Below are 20,918 nucleotides of genomic sequence, written 5' to 3' on the forward strand. Positions count from 1 at the left end.
CCCTACAGCAGTAAATGGCAAAGTAGCGATATTTTAATTAACCAAGAACTTAATATTTTTGGGGTTAATCAACACCAGTTAGCCAAAGAGGTTAGTCCGAGTTTAACTTTAAAATTAAATGATTTTTTTCAGCACTTTAAAGGTGATTTAATTTATCATCACGAAGAACAAATTTTGTGTTATCTGGGTGAGCAAAATCTTTTTCAGACCACCAGTAAACAAAGTGAAATTCATGATGTTTCAGCATTGCGTGGGCATTTACGTACCATGACCATGCCACAATATGAAAAATTTCAGCAATTAATGTTGAACTTAATTAAATAAATCTCTCGTATTACTTGATTGCAGTCTCATTAAAAAATGAGAAGTCAAAAGGTACACTGAGGGAATAACAATAAGGAACTGACCATGACTGGTTTATTTATTTTCTTGGGGATATTTGTTGTACTGATCGTCTGGGGCGTTCACATTCGTAACACCATCGTACGTTACTTTAATGCGACTAAAAGAGCTTGGGCTGAAGTTGCCAATTTCGAGCGTCAAAAAGTAAAAACCTTGGAATCTCTCGAATCAACGCTCAATCAATATACTCAATTTGAAAAATCGACATTAGAAAAGGTTACTCAATTACGTCAACAAATTCTTAATTTAAATGTGAATAACACTGATATTTCTCAGCTACAACAGATCGAGAAAATGAGCCAAGAACTTATTCGAAGCTTAAACGTTGTTGTTGAAAACTACCCGGAGCTTAAAGCCGATTCACTCTATAGCAAGATGATGGATGACATTCAGGAACAAAACGAAAATGTGGGTGCAGCAATTAGCATTTTTAACCGTAATGTTGAGCTGTTCAATAACCAGATTGAAGTATTTCCTAATAATATCATTAACACCTTAACCTTATCCAAGAAAGCGATTCGTCCTTTTAGAGATAATCTCGTGAATGAGAATTTTGACTATAAACCTAATTTTTAGTAGGAAGAAAATAGTCTCTAAACTATCGGAAATTTATCTATTTTATAACCAGCTACATTTAGTAGTAGAACTACGTCGCAGAATCAAGGAAAATAGCCCTCTTTTTAGCAGCGAACTGTTTCTTCGCCTCTGCTCGTGTTCAGGATTTTTAGATGAAGTTTGAAAAATTAGGTCAGTCGGGGCGCGCCCGTCGTGGTCGTTTAACTTTAGAACATGGTGTTGTTGAAACACCTGTTTTTATGCCAGTGGGGACTTACGGCACAGTCAAAGGCATGTTACCTCGTGACATCGAAGACATTCAGGCACAAATTATTTTAGGAAATACGTTCCATCTATATTTGCGCCCGGGTCTTGAAGTGATTAAAGAACACGGTGGTTTGCATGACTTTATTAAATGGAATAAGCCAATTTTGACTGACTCTGGCGGTTTCCAAGTTTTTAGTCTTGGCGCAATGCGCAAAATCAAAGAGGAAGGTGTTACTTTCCGCTCCCCGATTGATGGTTCAAAAGTATTTTTATCACCTGAAATTTCTATGGAAATTCAGCAGGTATTGAACTCTGACATCGTGATGATTTTTGATGAGTGTACGCCTTACCCTGCGACACATGAAGAAGCTCAAAAATCATTGCAGCTTTCTTTACGCTGGGCAAAACGTTGTAAAACCCATCACCATGATGAGCTCAAAAATCACAATGCGTTATTTGGCATTATTCAAGGTGGCATGTATGAAGACTTACGCGATGAGTCTTTAAATGGCCTTTTAGAAATCGGTTTTGACGGTTACGCAATTGGCGGTTTATCTGTAGGTGAACCTAAAGAAGAGATGATCAAAGTTTTAGATTATCTACCAAATAAAATGCCACATGACAAACCGCGTTATTTGATGGGCGTTGGTAAACCAGAAGATATCGTTGAAGCGGTGCGCCGTGGTGTCGATATGTTTGACTGTGTAATGCCGACTCGTAATGCGCGAAACGGTCATTATTTTGTCACTGATGGTCTGGTACGTATTCGTAATAGCAAATATCGCCATGACCAGAGCCCGCTCGATCCACATTGCGATTGCTACACTTGTAAGAACTTTACCCGTGCCTATCTATTCCATCTTGAAAAATGTGGAGAAATGCTGGCATCTATGCTCGGTACTATTCATAACTTACGTTATTACCAACGTTTGACTGAAGGTATGCGTGATGCATTAGACAATGGCACATTTGACGAATTTGTTCAGGACTTTTATGCCCGCCGTGGTTTAGAAGTTCCACCATGTCCAATTGATGAATAAGCCAGATTTGCGCTCAACCTCAAGACAAGGTAAATTGCAAAACGAACTAGGATTATGTCAGTTATCTGACTCATATTTTTAACTTTAGGAAATCAAAATGAGCTTTTTAATTTCTGCTGCTCATGCAGCACCGGCAGCTGGTCCAACTAATGGTATTTTGCCAAACATCTTGATGATTGTCGTATTCGTTGCAATCTTTTATTTCTTAATTTGGCGTCCTCAAGCAAAACGCGCTAAAGAACACCGCACCTTAATCGAAAGCTTAGGTGTAGGTAGCGAAGTTGTTTTTGCTGGTGGTTTAATGGGCAAAGTGACCAAAATTGAGGGTGACTATGCAGTTGTTGAACTTAGTCGTGGTGTAGAAGTAAAAATTCAGCGTGCCAGCGTAATTTCAGTATTACCTGAAGGCACTCTAAATAACCTTTAATCATAAAACAGTCGTGCTTTAGCACGGCTTTTTCATTTAAGAAGAAAGCGAATGCGTTACCCTGCATGGAAATATTTACTGATTCTGGTTGTTCTGGTAATCAGTACATTATACGCACTGCCGAGTCTATATCCGGATGAGCCCGCTGTTCAAATTTCCGGTGCCAAAGCTGGTACCCAAATTGATCAAAGTGTGGTGAAAAAAGCAGAGCAAATTTTAAAAACAGCAAATATTGCAAGCCATGACAATACTTTTACAAATAATGCTGCCCTATTGCGTGTCAGTTCATCTGAAGCACAATTGAAGGCAAAAGAAGTATTACGTCGTGACTTAGGTGATCAATATGTTGTTGCCCTAAACCTTGCACCAACCACACCAGAATGGTTGCAAAAAATTGGGGCAAAACCAATGAAACTTGGTTTGGACTTACGTGGTGGTGTCCACTTCTTGCTTGAAGTAGATATGGACAAAGCCGTTGCCCAACGTATGGAAACTTCTGCCACGGATTTGCGTCGTCAGTTCCGTGAAAACAAGATCAAATTTAACAGTCTTGCATTAACGAATAATGTGATCACTGTTCAATTTGCTGACAATGCTGACCGTGATGCAGCAATGGATTTTTTACGCCGTAATGGTAATGAATATACCCAACAGGCATTAGCAAGCTCTACAGGTTCTACTTTAAAGCTTACTTATACCGATGTACGTCGCCAAGAAATTCAGTCATATGCGGTAAATCAGAACTTAACAACATTACGTAATCGTATTAACGAACTGGGTGTTGCAGAAGCATTGGTACAAAGTCAGGGTAGCAACCGTATTGTTGTTGAATTACCAGGTGTACAAGATACTGCTGAAGCTAAACGTGTTTTAGGACGTACAGCGAATCTCGAATTCCGTTTAGTTTCTGACTTAAATGATCAATATATTGATCCATATACGGGTAAATATAATGGTCAACCCTTACCTCCGGGTACAGAAGTTTTTGCTTATGAGTCTTTAGATAGCGGCCGTCAACTCTTGTTGCAACGTAACCGAATCTTGACTGGTGAGCGTGTTCAAAATGCAAGCTCTGGCTTTAGTCAGGACTCTGGCGGTGCCGAAGTAAATATTACACTCGACAGTGCTGGCGGTAAGCTGATGTCCGATGCAACCCGTAATGCTGTTGGTAAACGCATGGCGGTATTGTTCATCGAGAACAAGCAAAAAATTAACTATGTCACAGACCCAAAAACTGGTGCACAGACAGAAGTTCGTACGCCATACACTGAGTCTGTAGTCATTAATGCTGCAACAGTTCAGGCTGTTTTGGGTTCGACTTTCCGTATTACCGGTTTAAGTTCTCCTCAAGAAGCGTCTGAACTTGCATTAATGCTTCGTGCGGGTGCTTTGGCTGCGCCAATGTACTTTGTTGAAGAGCGTGTAGTGGGTCCAAGCCTTGGTCAAGAAAACATTGATAAAGGTGTACTATCTACTCAAATCGGCTTCTTGCTCGTTGCAATCTGGATGGTGGTTTTCTTCCGTGTATTCGGTTTAATCGCTAACTTTGCTCTTGTGTTTAACTTGGCAATGATTTTAACCGTTATGTCATGGATTGGAGCTTCCCTCACCTTACCAGGTATTGCAGGTATCGTTATTACCATTGGTATGGCGGTCGATGCGAACGTATTGATATGCGAGCGTATCCGAGAAGAAATACTCTGGGGGGCCTCACCCAAACAGGCCATTGTGGCCGGTTATGATCGAGCCTATAACACCATTTTTGACTCGAACTTAACCACGTTCCTCGTTGCATTCATTCTGTTTGCAATTGGTACAGGCCCAATTAAAGGTTTCGCCGTAACATTAATGATCGGTATTATTTGTTCGATGTTTACTGCAATTACAGTAACTCGTGCAATCGTACAAATCATTTATGGTAAACGCCGTAATTTGAAAAAGTTGAGCATTTAAGGAGATCGATGATGACTAAAGTGACTCAACAAGATTCAAAACAATATGGTCGTCCGGATGATGCAAAAATCATCCCGTTCATGAAGATTGCTAAACCTGCGGCAATCTTCTCGATCCTTATTACTTTGGCAAGTATTTTCTTTATTGCGACTAAAGGTCTTAACCTCGGTTTGGACTTTACAGGTGGTGTTTCAGCTGAGCTTAACTATGCTCAACCAGCCAATCAGTCAGAAGTTATTCAGGCGCTCGATAAAGCCGGTTTTAAAGATGCTGTAGTACAAACCTTAGGTAGTAATAAAGATTTACTTGTGCGTATGCCAGTACAAGAAGTTAAGGTTGAAGATCTTAATAACGCGATCACTAAGGCTGTACAATTACCGAATAATGCTGCCGAAGTTCATAAAGTGGACTCTGTAGGTGGTCAAGTTGGTAATGAACTCTATGTTCGTTCTGCTGGTGCGGTTGCACTTGCACTTATCCTAATGTTGATCTACGTAACCATTCGCTTTGAATTTAAACTCGCGATGGGTGCCGTAATGTCTTTATTCCACGACATCATCATTATCATTGGTGCTTTTGCATTATTCCAATGGCCATTTGACCTTACAGTGTTAGCTGCGGTACTTGCTGTTATTGGTTTCTCGCTTAACGATAACATTGTAGTGTCAGACCGTATCCGTGAAAATTTCCGTAAAATTCGCGGTGCGACTCCTCGTGAAATCGTCGATATTGCTTTAACTGAGACTTTACGTCGTACCATTCATACATCAATGACGCTATTGCTAGTTGTTCTAGCGATGATGTTCTTAGGTGGTGATGGTCTACACTGGTTCTCTGTGGCAATGTTTGTTGGTGTATTTGTTGGTACTTATTCTTCGATTTATATCGGTACTGCATTTGCATTGTGGCGTGGTCTTAACCGTCAAGACTTCATCGTTCAGGTTAAACCTGAATTTGAGGATGAAATTCCTTGATTGTCTAAACCAAGACATATAAAAAAACCGCGATTCATTCGCGGTTTTTTTATTTGATTCAAAAATTATTTACGGCGTAATGCATCCGAAATAGCTTCAACCAATTGTTGAGAAATTTCCTGTTTAGATGCTTTCTCTAACTCACGCTTTTTCATGTGATAGCTTTCAGCAAAGAAAACTGTCATCGCATTCTCATCAGAAGCAAATCCAATATCAGCACGTGATACATCATTGCAGGCAATCATGTCTAGTTTTTTAGCAACCAGTTTCCCTGCCGCATATTCCTCAACATTTTGTGTTTCAGCTGCAAAGCCCACCATAAATGGACGTTTTTCCTGACCTGCGATTGTTGCCACAATATCCGGATTTTTTACAAGGGAAACGTTCAACTCATCCCCTGCTTTCTTAATCTTATGCTCAGCAACTTCTGCTACGCGATAGTCGGCGACTGCGGCAGTTGCAATAAAAATATCGCAGCCTGTTTCTAGAGAACTCATACTGACGTCAAGCATTTGTCGTGCTGAGGCGACATTTACACGTTGAACACCATTTGGCGTATCTAAACTTACAGGTCCAGCAATCAGAGTCACTTGCGCGCCAGCAGCATAACAAGCAGCGGCTAAAGCAAAGCCCATTTTTCCAGTACTATGGTTTGAGATATAACGGACAGGGTCAATCGCTTCACGTGTTGGCCCAGCAGTAATAACTACTCGCTTACCAGCCAACAGTCCAAATTTCTCAGCGATGGCACGTTGAGCTTGATGGAAATAGCCAGCGACTTGGCGAGCAATTTCTTCTGGCTCAGGCATACGGCCTAGGCCGACATCACCACAAGCCTGCTCACCCGCATCCGGCATGATCACATGTACGCCATCTTCGACTAAGGTTTGTAAATTTCGCTGAGTTGCTTTAGCCGCCCACATTTGCTGGTTCATCGCCGGAGCTACCCAGACAGGAGATTTTGTTGCCAAAAACACTGTACTGAGTAAATCATCTGCCAAACCATTCGCAAATTTAGCCAATGTGTCACAGCTTGCAGGTGCGACTAGTAATAAATCAGCCCAACGCGCTAATTCAATATGTCCCATACCCGCTTCAGCCGCCGGGTCTAGAAGTTCAGTATGAACAGGATTACCAGAAAGAGCCTGAAAAGTTAGTGGGGTAATAAATGCCTGAGCACCATGTGTCATCACCACTCGCACGTCAAAGCCATAATCTTTGAGGCGGCGGACTAAAATGGCACTTTTATAGGCAGCAATTCCGCCAGTAACAGCTAAAACAATGTTTTTATGAGGAATAACGCTTAGATCAAAGCTCACGAACAGGATACCTTTCTGTTGCAGTGGCGCTCACAATAGCATTAAATACGCGCAGACCCAAGATTGATTGGGCAAACAAAATAAAATTTTAAGCGAATAATGTTGGGGAATATGAATACTTCCATTAAAAATTGGCCTGAACAAGAACGGCCAAGAGAACGGTTATTACAACAAGGTCCACAAAGTCTATCAGATGCAGAACTGCTGGCGATTTTTCTTCGCTCAGGTTCACGGCAACATTCAGCAGTCGAATTGTCACGTTTACTTATTCAACATTTTGGTAGCCTTAATGCAGTGTTTGATGCGCCATTAAGTGAGTTAACTCAATTTAATGGGATTGGAGCAACGAAATATTCACAATTACTGGCAGTCAAAGAACTAGGACGGCGTTATCTCGATCATCATTTTCAAAAAAATAATCTCAGCCTTCATTCATCTGACTTAGTTTTGGATTATCTGCGCTACGAATTAAAGGGTGAGAAACAAGAAGTTTTTGCGGTCTTGTGTCTAGACCCTGAACTCAGAAAACTCCATTTTAAAAAGCTATTCTTTGGTTCAGTTCAGCATTGTGCGGTTTCGGTCAATCAAACGTTAAGATACGCATTACAACAACATGCTTGTCAGCTCGTTATTGCTCACAATCATCCCTTTGGCTCACCACAACCATCTTCGGAAGATATAGCCTTAACTCAGCAGCTTGAACAGGCTTGTCAGCTTGTCGAAATTCGTCTGCTCGACCATTTTATTATCTCACCAGAAGGGAGCTTCTCCTTTGCTGAACAACAACTGCTCAACCCACCAACAATATCAGTTCAATGATATTGACAAAGTACGACTAAGCCTAGAAGATCAAAACAAAAATAGCGACGTTTAAAATAAAATGATTGTTCGGGAACAGCCTAGTATTTTCAAAGTATTATTCTCTTGGCGAGGGACAATTTTACCCAAAATTTTACCCTCCCTAGGCGTTGTAATGCTGATCTCGGCAATTATTGGTGGAGTGGAATACATCAATCTTTATCGCTTTCCAGAGATTCCTTTGGTTGGCTTTACACTCATTGGTGTCGTACTTTCTATTTTCCTAGGATTTAAAAATACTGCGTGTTATGACCGTTGGTGGGAAGCCCGAAAATTATGGGGCGTTTTGATTGCAACTTCGCGTCATTTTGACCGAGACTGTCGCATTTTAACTCAAGCTCGCCGTGAGCGTGTGATTCAACACGTGATTGTTTTCGCAAATGTATTACGTGACCGTTTACGTCGCCAAACGGCGAATCCAACTGAGTTAATACAAACCAGTGGTATGAGTCAGCAAGCACTCACTCAACTCTACCAACAAAATAACGCCCCTCAGTACACACTCAGCCTCATTCACTGGGAATTGTTGCAAGCGCTTAAAGAAGGTGAAATCTCTGACATCATTTATGCACAAATGAATAAAAATGTTGCTGACTTAAGCGTCGTCCAGACTGGCTGTGACCGAATTGCCAATACACCTATTCCATTTGCTTATTCAGTTTTACTCAACCGCACAGTCTATTTTTTCTGTTTTATGTTGCCGTTTAGTCTGGGTTCATTGCTTGGATTAGCAACGCCTTTATTGGTGGGGATTTTGGCATACACATTCTTAGGTCTGGATGCACTAAGTTCTGAAATTGAAGAACCATTCGGTACTCAAAGTAATGATTTGCCGCTAGATGCTATGGTACGTAGTATCGAGATTGAACTGTTAGGGACACTCGGTAAACCTACCCCACCACCTATTCAGGCTCAAGACAACAACTTATTGTAAAAAGTTTAAAGAAAACGTTCCCAAATCCCGTGCTGCTTATCAGTGGGTTTGGGCGTATTTCCGAGTTTAATCCATGGCATATTTTCACCATGAAAATCACTGCCAATTGAAACCGCCAACTGATATTGTTCAATCATGCGGTCAATCATTTGGCGAGTAGATAGAGGTTCCATAGGTAGAGGTAACTCAATTGCATCTCCACCTGAAGTTGCAAACAATTCGATTAAATAGCGAACGTTAGTTGCAGATAAATCATAACGTGTCGGGTGAGCTAATATGGCAAACCCTTTACTTTGATGAATCATATCAATAGTTTCTTTTAATCCTAAGCCTTCGAACTTTACAAAGGCACGCTTTCCTTCTTTTAAGAAACGGTCAAATGCTTGTTGAGGACGAGCCACAACATTTTTTTCGACCAATGTTTTAGCAATGTGAGTTCTTGTTACTCTGTCTGCCTGATCTTCTACTTTTGCAAGAACATCATCATAAATCTGAAAACCAATACATTTTTCAAGCAGTTCACAAATCACTTTAGCTCTTTGCGCCCTAATTCTTTTTTGTTGTTCTAATGCTTCTAAAATTGGTGCTTCATCTTGCATATTTAAAGCAACAATATGTACCCCATAACTCTTTTTGGTGGTTGGTCGCGACCACTGACTTGAAATCTCTGCGCCAGAAATAATATTTAAATCATGGCCTTGCGCAGCAATTTTTGCACGCTGCAACCCATCCATTGTATCATGATCAGTTAAAGCCAGTGTATGCAAGTTTACATCAATAGCAGCTTGCACTAGTAATTCTGGAGACAAAGTTCCATCAGAAATATTGCTATGTGTATGTAAATCTATGCCTTGCATCTTTTATACTATGCCATTCGCCAAACCTGATCAGATACTCTAACATGAAAGCACTTCTGGACTTTGTTCCATTAATTATTTTCTTCTATTTATATAAAACAGTTGATCCAACTGACACCCAGCATCCTTTACTGAAACTGATCGGGTCTGCTGGTGGTGTCGATAATAATAATATTCTTGTAGCGACGACTGGCTTAATTATTTCAATGCTTGTGGTATATGGTGCCCTATTTGTTTTCCAAAAATTTCGTCTAGATAAACAACAGTGGTTTGTATTGTTTATGACTATCATTTTTGGTGGCATTACCCTCATGTTAAGTGACGATTTCTATATTCGTCTCAAGGCTGCGATTTTAAATTTAGTTTTCGCTGGCGCATTCTTGGTATCTCCTTGGTTTGGTAAAGACCGTAAGCCACTCATTCAACGCTTATTTGACCCTATTTTAGATTTGAGTGAAAAAGGTTGGAAAAATCTTAACTTCGCTTGGGCAGCAATGTTTGTTGTGATGTCTTGTCTGCATGTATTCTTCGCATTTTTATTTCAAGGCGGAAAATATTGGGGCGAATTTACTGCATTTGGTGACATGATTGTGATGTTTTCATTTATCATTATTCAGTTCATTATTTTACGTAAACATTTTAAGTCACCAGACGCTTAAAATGCTTCCAGATTGATTATAGAGATACGATTACATGCCTTTTTTTGTTCTAAGCTGTACCGATAACGAAGGAACTTTAGAAAAACGCTTGGCAGTACGCCCTCAGCATATCGAACGTTTACAAAAACTCGATGATGAAGGCCGCCTAGTTACAGCGGGTGCTATGCCAAAAGATCCTAATGATTTGCAAGCAGGCTTCTATGGCAGCACCATGATTGTTGAGTTCGACAGTCGCGAAGCATTAGATGAATGGTTAAAAGAAGAGCCATTTGTTAAAGAAGGCATTTATGCACACGTTGATGTAAAACCGTTTAATAAAGCATTTCCAAAAGGGTAATCGCATGCAGCTTGCAATCAAAAGCTTTCTTGGCTTGTGTTTGATATGTTCAACTGCCGGAGCAGTTGAACCTGCTGCGACACCAGCAACGCCTTCTCCAAATGCGCCTTCAACTCAAGCTGCTAAACCAGCTCCAACATCTGCAACTGGAGTCAAAACAGCAGCGATGACAGCATCAACTGCAACAAAACCACTTACAGCAGAACAGATTGCAAAGAACAAACAACAGCAAGATGCAAAAATCAAAGCCTTAGTTCAAGATCAGGCATCTCGCTTAAAACAGCTAGAACATGCCAACCTTGAAGCACTGGCCCAGAACCAAGAGTTACAGCTAAAAAATGATAATCTCTCTGTTCAGGTTCAAGTCTTACAAAGCGAACGAAGTGCTCAAATGTTTTTATATGGCGCTGTTACCTTAGCGGGTGGCGTATTGCTAGGTTTCTTTATTGCTAGTTATATTCATACAAAACGTCGACGCCAGTGGTAATTCCAAGCGATCTATTAAACTCAATGAACGTATCAAACCGTATCCAAACAGCTGAACTGGACTGGGAAGTCATCGATGGTATCGAGATTCCCATTTCCAAACAATTTGGTGATGTCTACTTCTCTAAAGATAATGGCTTGCTTGAAACACGACATGTTTTTCTAAATGGTAACGACTTATCAGAACGACTAGCCAATTTAAAAGATTTTGAATATTTCAGTGTAGGAGAAACCGGTTTTGGTACAGGTTTAAATATTCTTGCACTCTGGCAGCTTTGGCAGCAAGTTCGTCCCAATAATCAAAGCCATTTACATGCTATTAGCGTTGAAAAGTTTCCATTAAGTAAAGCTGATCTTATTCGCGCTTTAAATGTCTGGGATGAGCTTAAACCACTTGCAGAGCAGTTAATTGAACAATATCCCCTGCCCATTGCTGGATGTCATCGCTTAACGTTCCCTAAAGAACGTTTTAGCATCGATCTATGGCTTGGCGATGCGCAAGAGATTTTCCCAAGCATGGCTAAAACTAAAGCTGTGAATGCATGGTTTTTAGATGGCTTTGCACCTTCATGTAATCCAGACATGTGGGAACAAAACGTTTTAAACAATATTGTCCGTTTTTCTGACTATAGCACTACATTTGCCTCTTTTAGTGTCGCTGGTATTTTAAAACGGGGATTAAAAGCACACGGTATCGATATTTCTCGTCCACGTGGTTTTGGACATAAACGAGAAATGCTTAAAGCGGTCTGGAAACTGCCTGAAATTGATGATGAGTCATTATCATTAGCGCAAACCTCATCCGGTACAAAGCAACAGCATATTGCGATTGTAGGGGCTGGTGTAGCTGGTTTAACCACGGCGTGGGCAATTGCAGCACGTGGACATCAAGTGACCTTATATGAGCAAACAGAAGCATTATCTGGCGCTTCTGGAAATCCTTTAGCTTTACTTAATCCAAAACTATGTCCAATTGAACAAAGTCATGAACATCTCATGACCTTAAGTTGGCAACATGCTTTAAATTTTTATAAAAATTTCAAAGCATTCCGTCCACTACAAATACATCAAATTGCATTGAAAAATGCAGATCAACTTCTTGATCTGGTAAATCAATATCCAGCTCAGGTAATTACCCACCCTGTGAACTCACTTGAAACTGCATATTCAAGTATTTTACTTAACGAGGCAGGTTCCGTTTCACCACATCAATTACGTGATGAAATTTTGCAACATCCATCTATCGATCTCAAAATTGCCCATGTGACAGCACTTGTTTCTTCTGAAAATAAAGTTCAATTGCAAACCAACAATGAAATTATTGCAGAAGTAGATCATGTCGTGGTGTGCTGTGCGCGGGAAAGTGCGGCTTTATTTGAAAGCTATCCACAGTTAAAACCAATACGTGGACAAGTGAGCTGGGTTGATAATACGTTTGCCCCCCTGCCTTTAAATAAAGCCTATAGCTATGGCGGCTATTGTATGCAACTTGATGCCTCACAAATGATTTTAGGTGCATCTTTCTACCCAAATCGTGAAGATCAAGATGTACTTATCGAAGACCATGTGCATAACTTTGAATTAATCCACAGTGCATTCCCTGAATATGCTGAAAAGTTACCATTACCTTCGACATGGCAAGGGCGTGCATCTATACGGGCACAAAGCTTGGATTATTTTCCTCTAGTTGGAAAAATGCAGGAGAATAGCAGAATTGCTACTTTTGCTGGGCTTGGCTCTAAAGGCTTTCTTTTTGCACCGCTATGCAGTGAAATCTTAGTTGCTCAAATATTAGGAGAAGCTTGTCCAGTGCCAGACCGCCTATTACAAAAATTGAATCCTCAACGGTTCCAAAAGAAAGTGAAACCTAAAAAGCCTTATTTTAAATCACAATAATTCACTTCAATAAAAAAGCACCCGAAGGTGCTTTTTTTATGCGCCCTGCTCTAGAGGTAAACCTGCATCACGAGCTGCACGCGTCCCCCCCATCAGCACGACATATTCACGCGAGGCATCTAAGTCTTCTAGTTTCTCAGCTGCACGAGGAGCTTTGCTACCACCACCACATAAAATATAAATCGGCTGATCCGCAGCGACCTGGCTCAAAATATCAGCATTTAAATCATTAATCGGGCGACTTATCGCACCTTTAACATGCCCTTCTGCATAAGCACTTGAATCACGGACATCCCAGATAACAGCATTTTCTGGGAACTCAAATGTTGTAATTTCTTGTTTACGGATCATTGTGCACTCCTTTGATGTAAACAACACTTGGCAAATGAAGAAAACCCTCTTAGCATCTCAAATATTCTTTCACTTTGTAAAGGTCTAAACCATGCCTTCTTTCGATATTGTTTCTGAATTAGAGTTATTTGAAGTTAATCATGCGGTTCAAAACACACAAAAAGAGATTGCAACACGCTTTGACTTCCGCGGTCATGATGTTTCAGTTGAAATAAACGAAAAAAATAAAGAGATTAAAATCAGCACTGAAAGTGATTTTCAGTGTGAACAGGTTTATAACATGTTAGAAAATCATTTTTATAAACGTAAAATTGACGTTCAAGCACTTGATCCACAAAAAGCTGCTGCTTCAGGCAAAAATTTTGTACAAGTCATTAAACTTAAAGACGGTCTTGACTCTGATACTGCAAAAAAAATTAATAAAGCCATTAAAGAAAGTGGCGTTAAAGTGCAATCTTCTATTCAAGGCGACAAAATTCGTGTGACTGATAAAAAGCGTGACACCCTACAACAAGTCATGACTTTTTTACGTGAACAACAATTCGGTGTGCCATTACAGTTTAATAACTTTAAAGATTAATATCTTATCGGCCATTTAAAGCTAAGGTAATCCCATGTCTCAATCCAATCGTCTATCAAAACTGGTAAAAGCAACTTCAAAATTCCCTAAAGGTATTCGGAGCACGCTTTGGAGCAAGGCGTTTGGTCGTATCGTGCCAATGGTGGGTACAGCAAATATTCGCTATCTGGAAGTAGACTCAAACCACGTTATTGTCCGTTTAGATAACCAAAAAAATATGCAGAATCATATTAAAGGAGTGCATGCTGCGGCTATGGCTCTTTTAGCAGAAACTGCAACAGGCTTTCTAACCGGTTTACACATTCCTGATAATCGCATTTTATTAATCAAATCGTTACACGTAGATTATTTAAAAGTGGTTGAAGGCGGTTTGACTGCTACAGCGACATTGTCTGCTGAACAACAAAAGTTTATTGCAGATAATGAGAAGGGTGAACTTGTGATTCCTGTTACTGTGATTGATGATGCAGGCAATGAACCAATTCAATGCCAAATGCTGTGGGCATGGTTACCTAAACGTAAGAAATAATAACTAATCTAAAGTATTTTTAGATGGTTATTTACCTCAAGATATAAAACTAATATTTTGTATCTTGAGGTTAAAAATGAAAAAAATACTAATCCTTTCCTCTTTATTTACCAGTTTAATATTTACAACAATAAGTTCTCACGCGACTGAACCCCACATTAAAACCAGTAAAGTAACTTCGACCAAATCTGAATCTACAGATAAAGTAAGTGCTCAAAACAAAAGAATAGTGACCGACTTTTATGAAGGTGTCTTTTTAAAACATAAAGTCAAAGAATATGCAGACCGCTATATTGGTCAACAATACATTCAGCACAATCCTAATGTGCCAGATGGCAAAGCACCTTTTGTTAATTTCTTCACTGAAAAATTCCAGAAGAATCCGCAAGCTAAAAATGAGATTAAACGTGCAATTGCTGAAGGTAATCTTGTCGTTTTACATGTCCATTCGACTGAGAATGAAAAAGATCGAGGAAGAGCAATTATTGATATATTTCGTGTCGAAAATGGAAAAATCGTAGAGCATTGGGATGTGATACAAAATATTCCTGAGCAAAGCAAAAATTCAAATACGATGTTTTAATCCTAAAAATGAGTTCTTCGTCGAAATTAAAAATTAAAGCCTGAATATTGATATTCAGGCTTTATACGTTTTATTGAGTATCTAAGAACTTTTGTCTCGCTTCTTCGGGTATTTGACGCTTATTACCTTTTACATCTACTGCTACAAAGGTAAAGACTCCTTCCGTAATGCGTATTGGCTCACGAGAGTCATCATGACTATCCCAAACTTCAATTTGCATCTGAATAGAAGTATTTCCAACTTTTAAAATCTTGGTATAGCAGCTAATGACAAAGCCAACTTTTACCGGAACCAAAAAGGTCATTTGATTAATGGAAATCGTAGCACAACGGCCACGACTGAAACGTTCTGCGTGAATTGCTCCAGCCAAGTCCATTTGTGACACAATCCATCCACCAAATACATCACCACTCCAGTTTGTATCTGCTGGCATGGTAATCGTTTGTAAGGATAAAATTCCTTCTGGTTTGGTATAAGCTTCTGACACCTTAGCTCCCGAAATTCGTTTGAAGTTGTTGATCGAGCCACTGTTGCAATTCAGGCGCACGTAATGCACCGCTAATACGCGCGACCTCTGTCGTTTTATTCATTAAGACAAGTGTCGGAATACTTCTCACATGAAAAGCTTGGCTCAAGCGAGGAGATTCTTCGGTATCAATCTTGGCAAAGATAACGCCTGGATTCTGTTTTGCGACCTGCGCAAAATGTGGAGCCATCATTTTACAAGGTCCACACCATTCTGCCCATAAATCTATAAGAATAGGTAGATCACTATTCGTGATGTAGTTACTAAAATTTTGTTCATTTAGCTCAATAGGTGCAAGCGGTAATAATGGCTGATGACATTGCCCACAACTTGGTTGCTCTGGAAGTTTTTCTTCCGGAACTCGGTTTTTAGCACCACACGATGCACATACAATAATCATTTACATCACTCCTATATGCTGATGTAAAAATTCTAATTGGGTTGTCACTGCTTTTTCAAACCATGAACCGTGATAGATATCAAAATGTTTCATATCCCACTCATGATAACTCACAAAAGGCGCAATATTTGTCGCAGCTTCACGGCTTGACTCAATAGGAATAAGCGAATCTTTTTGAGCAGCAATAAATAAAACAGGAATATTAATCTGGCGCACAACTTGGATTGGACGGTATCGCATCAGATTAAAAAAGACACGTGCAGGAACCTCACCACTCCAATAATAGTCAGGATTCACAATCGATAAATAGCCATAATAACTATCTGCAGTAGGCATAAAGCATAGGTTATGTTGATCAACAACAGGCAACCTCTTTGGATTAAGCCCCATCTTTGATCCCATATAATCCTGACTCGATAGCTTTAATGCTTGGGGATAGCGCTGCAAAGGATAGAGCTTGGCAGTTTCAGCGCCATCTACATAAGGAATTTGCACTAAAACCGCTTGAATATTCTTTAACTCAGAAGCTAGGCTTAGCGCATATCCCCCACTTAAAGAAGTTCCCCACAGCACAATCCTTCGGTTATCTACGAGTTTACAAGTCGAAGCATACTGAATCACCGTCTTCCAATCTTCTAATTGTGAATTGATGGAGACCATTTCTCTAGGCTTGCCAGTACTGCCGCCCCAATATCTGTAATCAAACAAAATAACAGCATAACCTGCTTGAGCGAACCGCTGAGCATATTGGATTAGTTTAAATTGACGCAACGCAGCAAAACCATGGGCCATAATAATTACGGCAGATTTCTTATTTGTTTTAGGAATATAAAAATCAGCTGCGATCGTTTCTTGACCACATGGAACATATAAAGGCTCAACCGTATAAGCGTGCATATGTGCTCCGTTGAAATAAAATATGAATAACCAATTTTAAAATAGCGTGATGATCGTTTTTAAAATTTATAACTTAGCTATAAGACATAACTTTCTCAGTCAGAACAACACCAGAGTGTCTTGTATCTCAGGTTAAGCTTAATGCTATGATACAGCATAAGAGGTTTTGTTAAATTTTGGAGTGACGAAATGTCAGATAATGTTGGTTTCGCAGGTCAAATTGGTCCAGAGCATGTTGGCCAAGTTGTAGAAAAAGGATTTAAATCGATTATTAATAATCGACCAGATATGGAAGGCGGCCCAGAACAACCTACAAGTGCTCAAATTGAAGAAGCAGCACGCCAAGTAGGCTTAGACTACGTTTATCAACCTGTTGTAGCTGGGCAGATTACAGAACTTGATGTACGTACTTTCGCAAACCATTACAACGAGTTGCCAAAACCTGTACTTATGTTTTGCCGCACAGGAAACCGTTCAAATAATCTATATCAATTAGCAAAACAGATGGATTTATTAGACGACTAATTTTAATAAATCATATTATATAAAACCCTATTTCTTCCTTAAAGTAGGGTTTTTGATAAATTATTTTGCATATCTCTTCACTAACTCAACAGAACTAAAAATAATATTAATTTAGAGTATTTAAATCTTTAGATTCATTTATTAATTTTCTATGAATAAATTTATATTCGTTCTTTTAAGCTGTTTAATCGTTACAGCGTGCTCATCAATGCAAGTAAAGCCTACAGTAGGTGTAAGTATGGGTACACACCTTTAAAAGAAAGAAGCAGCTTACATGCTGCTTCTTTTTATATTACTTACCATTTGCACAATTTGGATCTATTCCATATGGGCTTAATATATTCGGGGCAATACGATCACTAACAGTGACATCCTTTTTCAAGTAATCTAAAGTAAGAGATGTAGACCCTTTAATTAAACTTCCCGAAACTGTAGATTTAGCGGTTAGCTGAACCGTTAGCCAAGACGCATAAATTTTAGGATATTGAATCTTAAGGTCAAAGCGTCCGTTCCCATTTGTTGTGTATTTATTATTGGTTGCAGCAGTACCAGCATTATTAATATACGATACTACTTGTACTGTAGAATTTTCTTTGAGGGGCTTTAATTGGTTAATAACATCACCATTAACATTTACAGCTTGAACTGGTGAGGTACATGCGACTCTGATAGCAGGAAGATACTCATCTGGTTTACCATCTGCAGGATTAGAAGTATCAAAAAAATCAAATATACCTTTATAATAGGCAAGAGCATTAACTCCCATGACTACATCTTGATTTGGTATCGGTTTACCATCCACATCAGTTACTTGTACTGAGATGTTTTTATAGTAATAGACTCCATCCGTTGTATCTTCCATAGCTGTCGGATTATATGCTACAGCAATTGCACCTACTGCGACTGGTACATCAGAATTAACAACATCAAGTTTATAAGTATAAATTTTCGTTGATTGACCAAAGTTAGCTTCTAAGACAAGATCATCTGTCACAAATTTTGCAGCAGTATATGAGGAATTTCTTTGATTTTCACTAAAAGATAAAGTGTAGCTGATCTGTCCATTCGCATCTGTCTGCGTCGCATTTGGTGTAAATTTAACACCGTTAAAAACTGAGTTATTAACTTTGAGTGTAATCGCCTGATTCGCCAAAGTGGAACCATTTGCATCTACAGCTGTTAATGTAACTGTTGTCTGATCCCCTCTAACGTTTAGAGAAGTTTTTGTCGCATCAAACAATACAATGCTAGTAGTATCAGCTTCAACCGTACTATTACTGCCTGTCACTGTCACAGTCTGTTCTTGAACAAGAGTATCATTATTCGTATAGGCTATTAATTTAAAGCCATTTTTCACCAAATCATTTATTGAACTCGATGTTTTGGGTGTTTTTATAATATATACAGCATTACCTGCTGCATCTGTAGTTTGAATAGATACTCCTTCTATAGATACATTATTTGTTAGATCAACTAATGCCAATCGAACTTTAGCACCAGCAACGCCACCTTTATTTTCATCTAAAGCTCTAACAGTAACTGTTAAAGTATCATTCGTCGCTGCAACTGATAATTTATCTAATTCGATCTTTAAAGCTGTAGCAGTGTCTTGCTGTGATCCACCGTTATTACTGCCAGATGAGTTATTATTTGATGAGCCATTTTGATAATAGCCATCACCACCACCCCCTCCACAACTTGCTAACATAATAGATACAGCAATAACCGACAACTTCAAGGTAAGTTGTTTTTTATACATACTTTTCATTTCCCCAATCTTTCCTAAAGGTATAAGATTTTTAATTATTTATATTATTAGTGTAATCATATTCACCGCACTCTGTAAACATAAATTACATTATGTTTTATTGTGTAACCTGTTAAATGAAAAATTCATAGATAATGGAATTTATAATGTTCGATATTATTATTATTGGCGCAGGTACTGCCGGTATTAGTGCATATAAAGAAGCCGTTAAACATACCAATAATATTTTAATTATAAATGATGGGCCATGGGATACCACGTGTGCTCGTGTAGGTTGCATGCCAAGTAAAGTTCTCATCTCTACAGCAAACCGTATGTTTGACATTCAAAATGCTCAAGAGGTTGCTTTGAATGTATCTGCAAAAATTAATACTGATCAAGTAATGCAGCACGTACAAACTTTACGTGATCGTTTTACACAAGCAACTTTAAAAGATGTAGAACAATGGCCGACTGAGCATAAAGTTTCTGGTAAAGCACATTTTATTGATGCGCAGACTGTAGAGGTTAATGGGCAACAGTACCAATCAAAAAGTTTTATTCTGGCGGTTGGTTCAACTCCTAATTATGATCAAACATGGAAGCAAGAACTCGGTAATCGACTTATAACAACAGATCAAATATTTGAATTAAAAACACTACCTAAATCTATTGCGGTAATTGGTAGTGGTGTTATTGCCCTTGAGATCGCGCAAGCCTTGCATCGTTTGGGCGTAGAAACCACTATATTTGCTCGCAGTAAACGAATTGGGATACTGACTAGCTCAAAACTTCAACAACTTGCGCAAAAAGAGCTAGGGAAAGAGTTAAAAATTCTATTCGAGATTTTACCAAGTGAAGTTAAATGTAATTCTGAGGGTGTCATATTAAATTACAAACTTGAAGAAAAAGAGAAAACTCTCAAAGTTGAATATGTTCTAGTTGCAACAGGCCGTTCAAGTTTGCTTGATACTTTAAAGCTAGAAAATATTGATGATTCTTTTAAAGATATTAAGTCATTACGCATAAATGCAAAAACCAAGCAATTAGAGACCTATCCAATTTTTGTTGTTGGTGATGCTTATACCTCAACGCCACTACAACATGAGGCGGCACATGAAGGAAAAAAAGTTGTTTATAACTGTTTGAACTATCCACAGGTTAATTCAGTTAAAACGCTTACTCCATTAGGAATTGTATTCAGTCATCCTGAAATGGCGATCGTCGGGCAAAGTTATAAACAACTAAAAGACAATGGTATAGACTTTATTACAGGTGAAGCTTCTTATGAACGACAAGGTAGAGCTATAGTTCTTGGGAAAAATAGAGGTGCGATTGAAATTTATATAGACAAAGGAAGCCAAAAACTTCTGGGTGCTGAGCTATTTACAGAAGCAACTGAACACCTGGCTCATTTATTAAGCTGGATGATCGGGGAAGAATTGACTTTAAATGATATTCTAGACAAGCCTTTTTATCACCCGACTTTAGAAGAAGGCCTTCGCACTGCTCTAAAACATGCGCGTAGACAGCTGATATAATCGACTTTAGAAGAGCCCTTTATTAATTAAAATTGGCTCTTCTATACTTCAGTTTGCTTTTCTTTCTACTCTAATTAATTCATTTGATGAGAAATAACAGCGACTAGTGGAGTATTCTTTTCAGATGAACTAGTATAAATCCATGTCTCTAAAACCTTTTCATCTTTAGAAATAATATAATTTGTTGTGGTTAAATTTTTATCTTTAGATATTTCCTTTTTATAAGTTAGGCCAGTAGATTCTGGAGGCAACCAACTTTCCAAATTCTTCTGAAT

At 39.0% G+C, this 20,918-nt stretch carries 24 protein-coding genes and 2 pseudogenes; 18 read left to right on the forward strand and 8 right to left on the reverse strand.

The window, feature by feature from the left end; genetic code table 11:
* The 6 genes and pseudogenes from HUN22_RS06875 to secF all read left to right on the forward strand — a co-directional run.
* Positions 1-324 (forward strand): annotated as a pseudogene (locus tag HUN22_RS06875) (hypothetical protein); the annotation flags it as partial.
* 84 nt (positions 325-408) lie between these two features.
* A complete protein-coding gene (locus HUN22_RS06880) occupies positions 409-978 on the forward strand; it encodes a LemA family protein (RefSeq protein ID WP_174727427.1) in 570 nt (189 codons plus the stop codon).
* A 152-nt stretch (positions 979-1,130) separates the two neighbouring features.
* On the forward strand, positions 1,131-2,264 hold the full coding sequence (tgt, locus tag HUN22_RS06885) for a tRNA guanosine(34) transglycosylase Tgt (RefSeq protein WP_174727430.1): 1,134 nt from the start codon (positions 1,131-1,133) through the stop codon (positions 2,262-2,264).
* A gap of 97 nt (positions 2,265-2,361) precedes the next feature.
* Positions 2,362-2,691: a preprotein translocase subunit YajC gene (gene yajC / locus HUN22_RS06890; protein ID WP_174727433.1), complete on the forward strand. Its 330-nt coding sequence runs from the start codon at positions 2,362-2,364 to the stop codon at positions 2,689-2,691.
* Positions 2,692-2,742: 51 nt separating this feature from the next.
* Positions 2,743-4,644 carry a protein translocase subunit SecD gene (gene secD / locus HUN22_RS06895; protein WP_174727437.1) on the forward strand — a complete coding sequence of 634 codons (1,902 nt, stop codon included), beginning with the start codon at positions 2,743-2,745 and terminating at the stop codon, positions 4,642-4,644.
* Between the two features lie 8 nt (positions 4,645-4,652).
* Complete coding sequence (secF, locus tag HUN22_RS06900; RefSeq protein ID WP_014207646.1) at positions 4,653-5,618, forward strand: protein translocase subunit SecF; 966 nt, start codon at positions 4,653-4,655, stop codon at positions 5,616-5,618.
* A 65-nt stretch (positions 5,619-5,683) separates the two neighbouring features.
* Here secF and coaBC read toward each other — a convergent pair whose 3' ends face one another.
* Entirely contained in the window at positions 5,684-6,937 is a 1,254-nt protein-coding gene (coaBC, locus tag HUN22_RS06905) for a bifunctional phosphopantothenoylcysteine decarboxylase/phosphopantothenate--cysteine ligase CoaBC (protein WP_002116235.1), read from the reverse strand.
* 99 nt (positions 6,938-7,036) lie between these two features.
* Here coaBC and radC point away from each other — a divergent pair, with 99 nt between their 5' ends.
* Both radC and HUN22_RS06915 read left to right on the forward strand, forming a co-directional pair.
* Positions 7,037-7,756, forward strand: a complete 720-nt coding sequence (gene radC, locus HUN22_RS06910; RefSeq protein WP_080648585.1) for a RadC family protein — start codon at positions 7,037-7,039, stop codon at positions 7,754-7,756.
* Between the two features lie 61 nt (positions 7,757-7,817).
* Positions 7,818-8,729: a bestrophin family protein gene (locus tag HUN22_RS06915; protein WP_005064169.1), complete on the forward strand. Its 912-nt coding sequence runs from the start codon at positions 7,818-7,820 to the stop codon at positions 8,727-8,729.
* 5 nt (positions 8,730-8,734) lie between these two features.
* On the opposite strand, the gene HUN22_RS06920 is transcribed toward HUN22_RS06915, so the two are convergent.
* A complete protein-coding gene (locus HUN22_RS06920; protein ID WP_174727440.1) occupies positions 8,735-9,586 on the reverse strand; it encodes a PHP domain-containing protein in 852 nt (283 codons plus the stop codon).
* A 44-nt stretch (positions 9,587-9,630) separates the two neighbouring features.
* Between HUN22_RS06920 and HUN22_RS06925 the strand changes: the two genes are divergently transcribed.
* The 4 genes from HUN22_RS06925 to mnmC are packed head-to-tail and all read left to right on the forward strand — an operon-like array spanning position 9,631 to position 12,964.
* Complete coding sequence (locus tag HUN22_RS06925; RefSeq protein WP_016143496.1) at positions 9,631-10,245, forward strand: septation protein IspZ; 615 nt, start codon at positions 9,631-9,633, stop codon at positions 10,243-10,245.
* Between the two features lie 34 nt (positions 10,246-10,279).
* Positions 10,280-10,582 carry a YciI family protein gene (locus tag HUN22_RS06930; protein ID WP_031949321.1) on the forward strand — a complete coding sequence of 101 codons (303 nt, stop codon included), beginning with the start codon at positions 10,280-10,282 and terminating at the stop codon, positions 10,580-10,582.
* 4 nt (positions 10,583-10,586) lie between these two features.
* Entirely contained in the window at positions 10,587-11,069 is a 483-nt protein-coding gene (locus tag HUN22_RS06935) for a hypothetical protein (protein WP_174727443.1), read from the forward strand.
* A gap of 23 nt (positions 11,070-11,092) precedes the next feature.
* The gene (mnmC, locus tag HUN22_RS06940; protein WP_174727446.1) at positions 11,093-12,964 is read left to right on the forward strand and encodes an FAD-dependent 5-carboxymethylaminomethyl-2-thiouridine(34) oxidoreductase MnmC; all 1,872 of its coding nucleotides are present in this window, start codon (positions 11,093-11,095) and stop codon (positions 12,962-12,964) included.
* 36 nt (positions 12,965-13,000) lie between these two features.
* On the opposite strand, the gene HUN22_RS06945 is transcribed toward mnmC, so the two are convergent.
* On the reverse strand, positions 13,001-13,315 hold the full coding sequence (locus tag HUN22_RS06945; RefSeq protein ID WP_019457454.1) for a rhodanese-like domain-containing protein: 315 nt from the start codon (positions 13,313-13,315) through the stop codon (positions 13,001-13,003).
* 91 nt (positions 13,316-13,406) lie between these two features.
* On the opposite strand from HUN22_RS06945, the gene HUN22_RS06950 reads away from it, so the two are divergent.
* The 3 genes from HUN22_RS06950 (at position 13,407) to HUN22_RS06960 (ending at position 15,007) form a co-directional block, all read left to right on the forward strand.
* Positions 13,407-13,895 carry a YajQ family cyclic di-GMP-binding protein gene (locus HUN22_RS06950; protein WP_016143499.1) on the forward strand — a complete coding sequence of 163 codons (489 nt, stop codon included), beginning with the start codon at positions 13,407-13,409 and terminating at the stop codon, positions 13,893-13,895.
* Positions 13,896-13,929: 34 nt separating this feature from the next.
* Positions 13,930-14,424 (forward strand): DUF4442 domain-containing protein, encoded by a 495-nt coding sequence (locus tag HUN22_RS06955; RefSeq protein WP_016143039.1) that lies wholly within the window; start codon positions 13,930-13,932, stop codon positions 14,422-14,424.
* Positions 14,425-14,500: 76 nt separating this feature from the next.
* Entirely contained in the window at positions 14,501-15,007 is a 507-nt protein-coding gene (locus tag HUN22_RS06960) for a nuclear transport factor 2 family protein (RefSeq protein ID WP_174727450.1), read from the forward strand.
* 70 nt (positions 15,008-15,077) lie between these two features.
* On the opposite strand, the gene HUN22_RS06965 is transcribed toward HUN22_RS06960, so the two are convergent.
* Genes HUN22_RS06965 through HUN22_RS06975 form a run of 3 tightly spaced genes read right to left on the reverse strand, consistent with a single transcriptional unit; the run spans position 15,078 to position 16,830 of the window.
* Positions 15,078-15,494 (reverse strand): acyl-CoA thioesterase, encoded by a 417-nt coding sequence (locus HUN22_RS06965; RefSeq protein WP_174727453.1) that lies wholly within the window; start codon positions 15,492-15,494, stop codon positions 15,078-15,080.
* Position 15,495: 1 nt separating this feature from the next.
* Positions 15,496-15,933: a thioredoxin TrxC gene (trxC, locus tag HUN22_RS06970; RefSeq protein WP_003655112.1), complete on the reverse strand. Its 438-nt coding sequence runs from the start codon at positions 15,931-15,933 to the stop codon at positions 15,496-15,498.
* Positions 15,934-16,830: an alpha/beta hydrolase gene (locus HUN22_RS06975; protein WP_174727456.1), complete on the reverse strand. Its 897-nt coding sequence runs from the start codon at positions 16,828-16,830 to the stop codon at positions 15,934-15,936.
* A 189-nt stretch (positions 16,831-17,019) separates the two neighbouring features.
* Between HUN22_RS06975 and HUN22_RS06980 the strand changes: the two genes are divergently transcribed.
* The gene (locus tag HUN22_RS06980) at positions 17,020-17,355 is read left to right on the forward strand and encodes a TIGR01244 family sulfur transferase (protein ID WP_002116083.1); all 336 of its coding nucleotides are present in this window, start codon (positions 17,020-17,022) and stop codon (positions 17,353-17,355) included.
* Positions 17,356-17,506: 151 nt separating this feature from the next.
* On the forward strand, positions 17,507-17,611 hold the full coding sequence (locus HUN22_RS18430) for a lipoprotein (RefSeq protein ID WP_438839287.1): 105 nt from the start codon (positions 17,507-17,509) through the stop codon (positions 17,609-17,611).
* Positions 17,612-17,647: 36 nt separating this feature from the next.
* On the opposite strand, the gene HUN22_RS06985 is transcribed toward HUN22_RS18430, so the two are convergent.
* Complete coding sequence (locus HUN22_RS06985) at positions 17,648-19,123, reverse strand: Ig-like domain-containing protein (protein WP_174727459.1); 1,476 nt, start codon at positions 19,121-19,123, stop codon at positions 17,648-17,650.
* A gap of 146 nt (positions 19,124-19,269) precedes the next feature.
* On the opposite strand from HUN22_RS06985, the gene HUN22_RS06990 reads away from it, so the two are divergent.
* Positions 19,270-20,643, forward strand: a complete 1,374-nt coding sequence (locus HUN22_RS06990; RefSeq protein WP_174727461.1) for a dihydrolipoyl dehydrogenase — start codon at positions 19,270-19,272, stop codon at positions 20,641-20,643.
* 74 nt (positions 20,644-20,717) lie between these two features.
* Here the strand turns inward: HUN22_RS06990 and HUN22_RS06995 are convergent.
* A pseudogene (locus HUN22_RS06995) lies at positions 20,718-20,918 on the reverse strand (NMCC_0638 family (lipo)protein); the annotation flags it as partial.

The sequence above is a fragment of the Acinetobacter lactucae genome, from assembly GCF_013344765.1.
Taxonomy (GTDB): Bacteria; Pseudomonadota; Gammaproteobacteria; order Pseudomonadales; family Moraxellaceae; genus Acinetobacter; species Acinetobacter lactucae_A.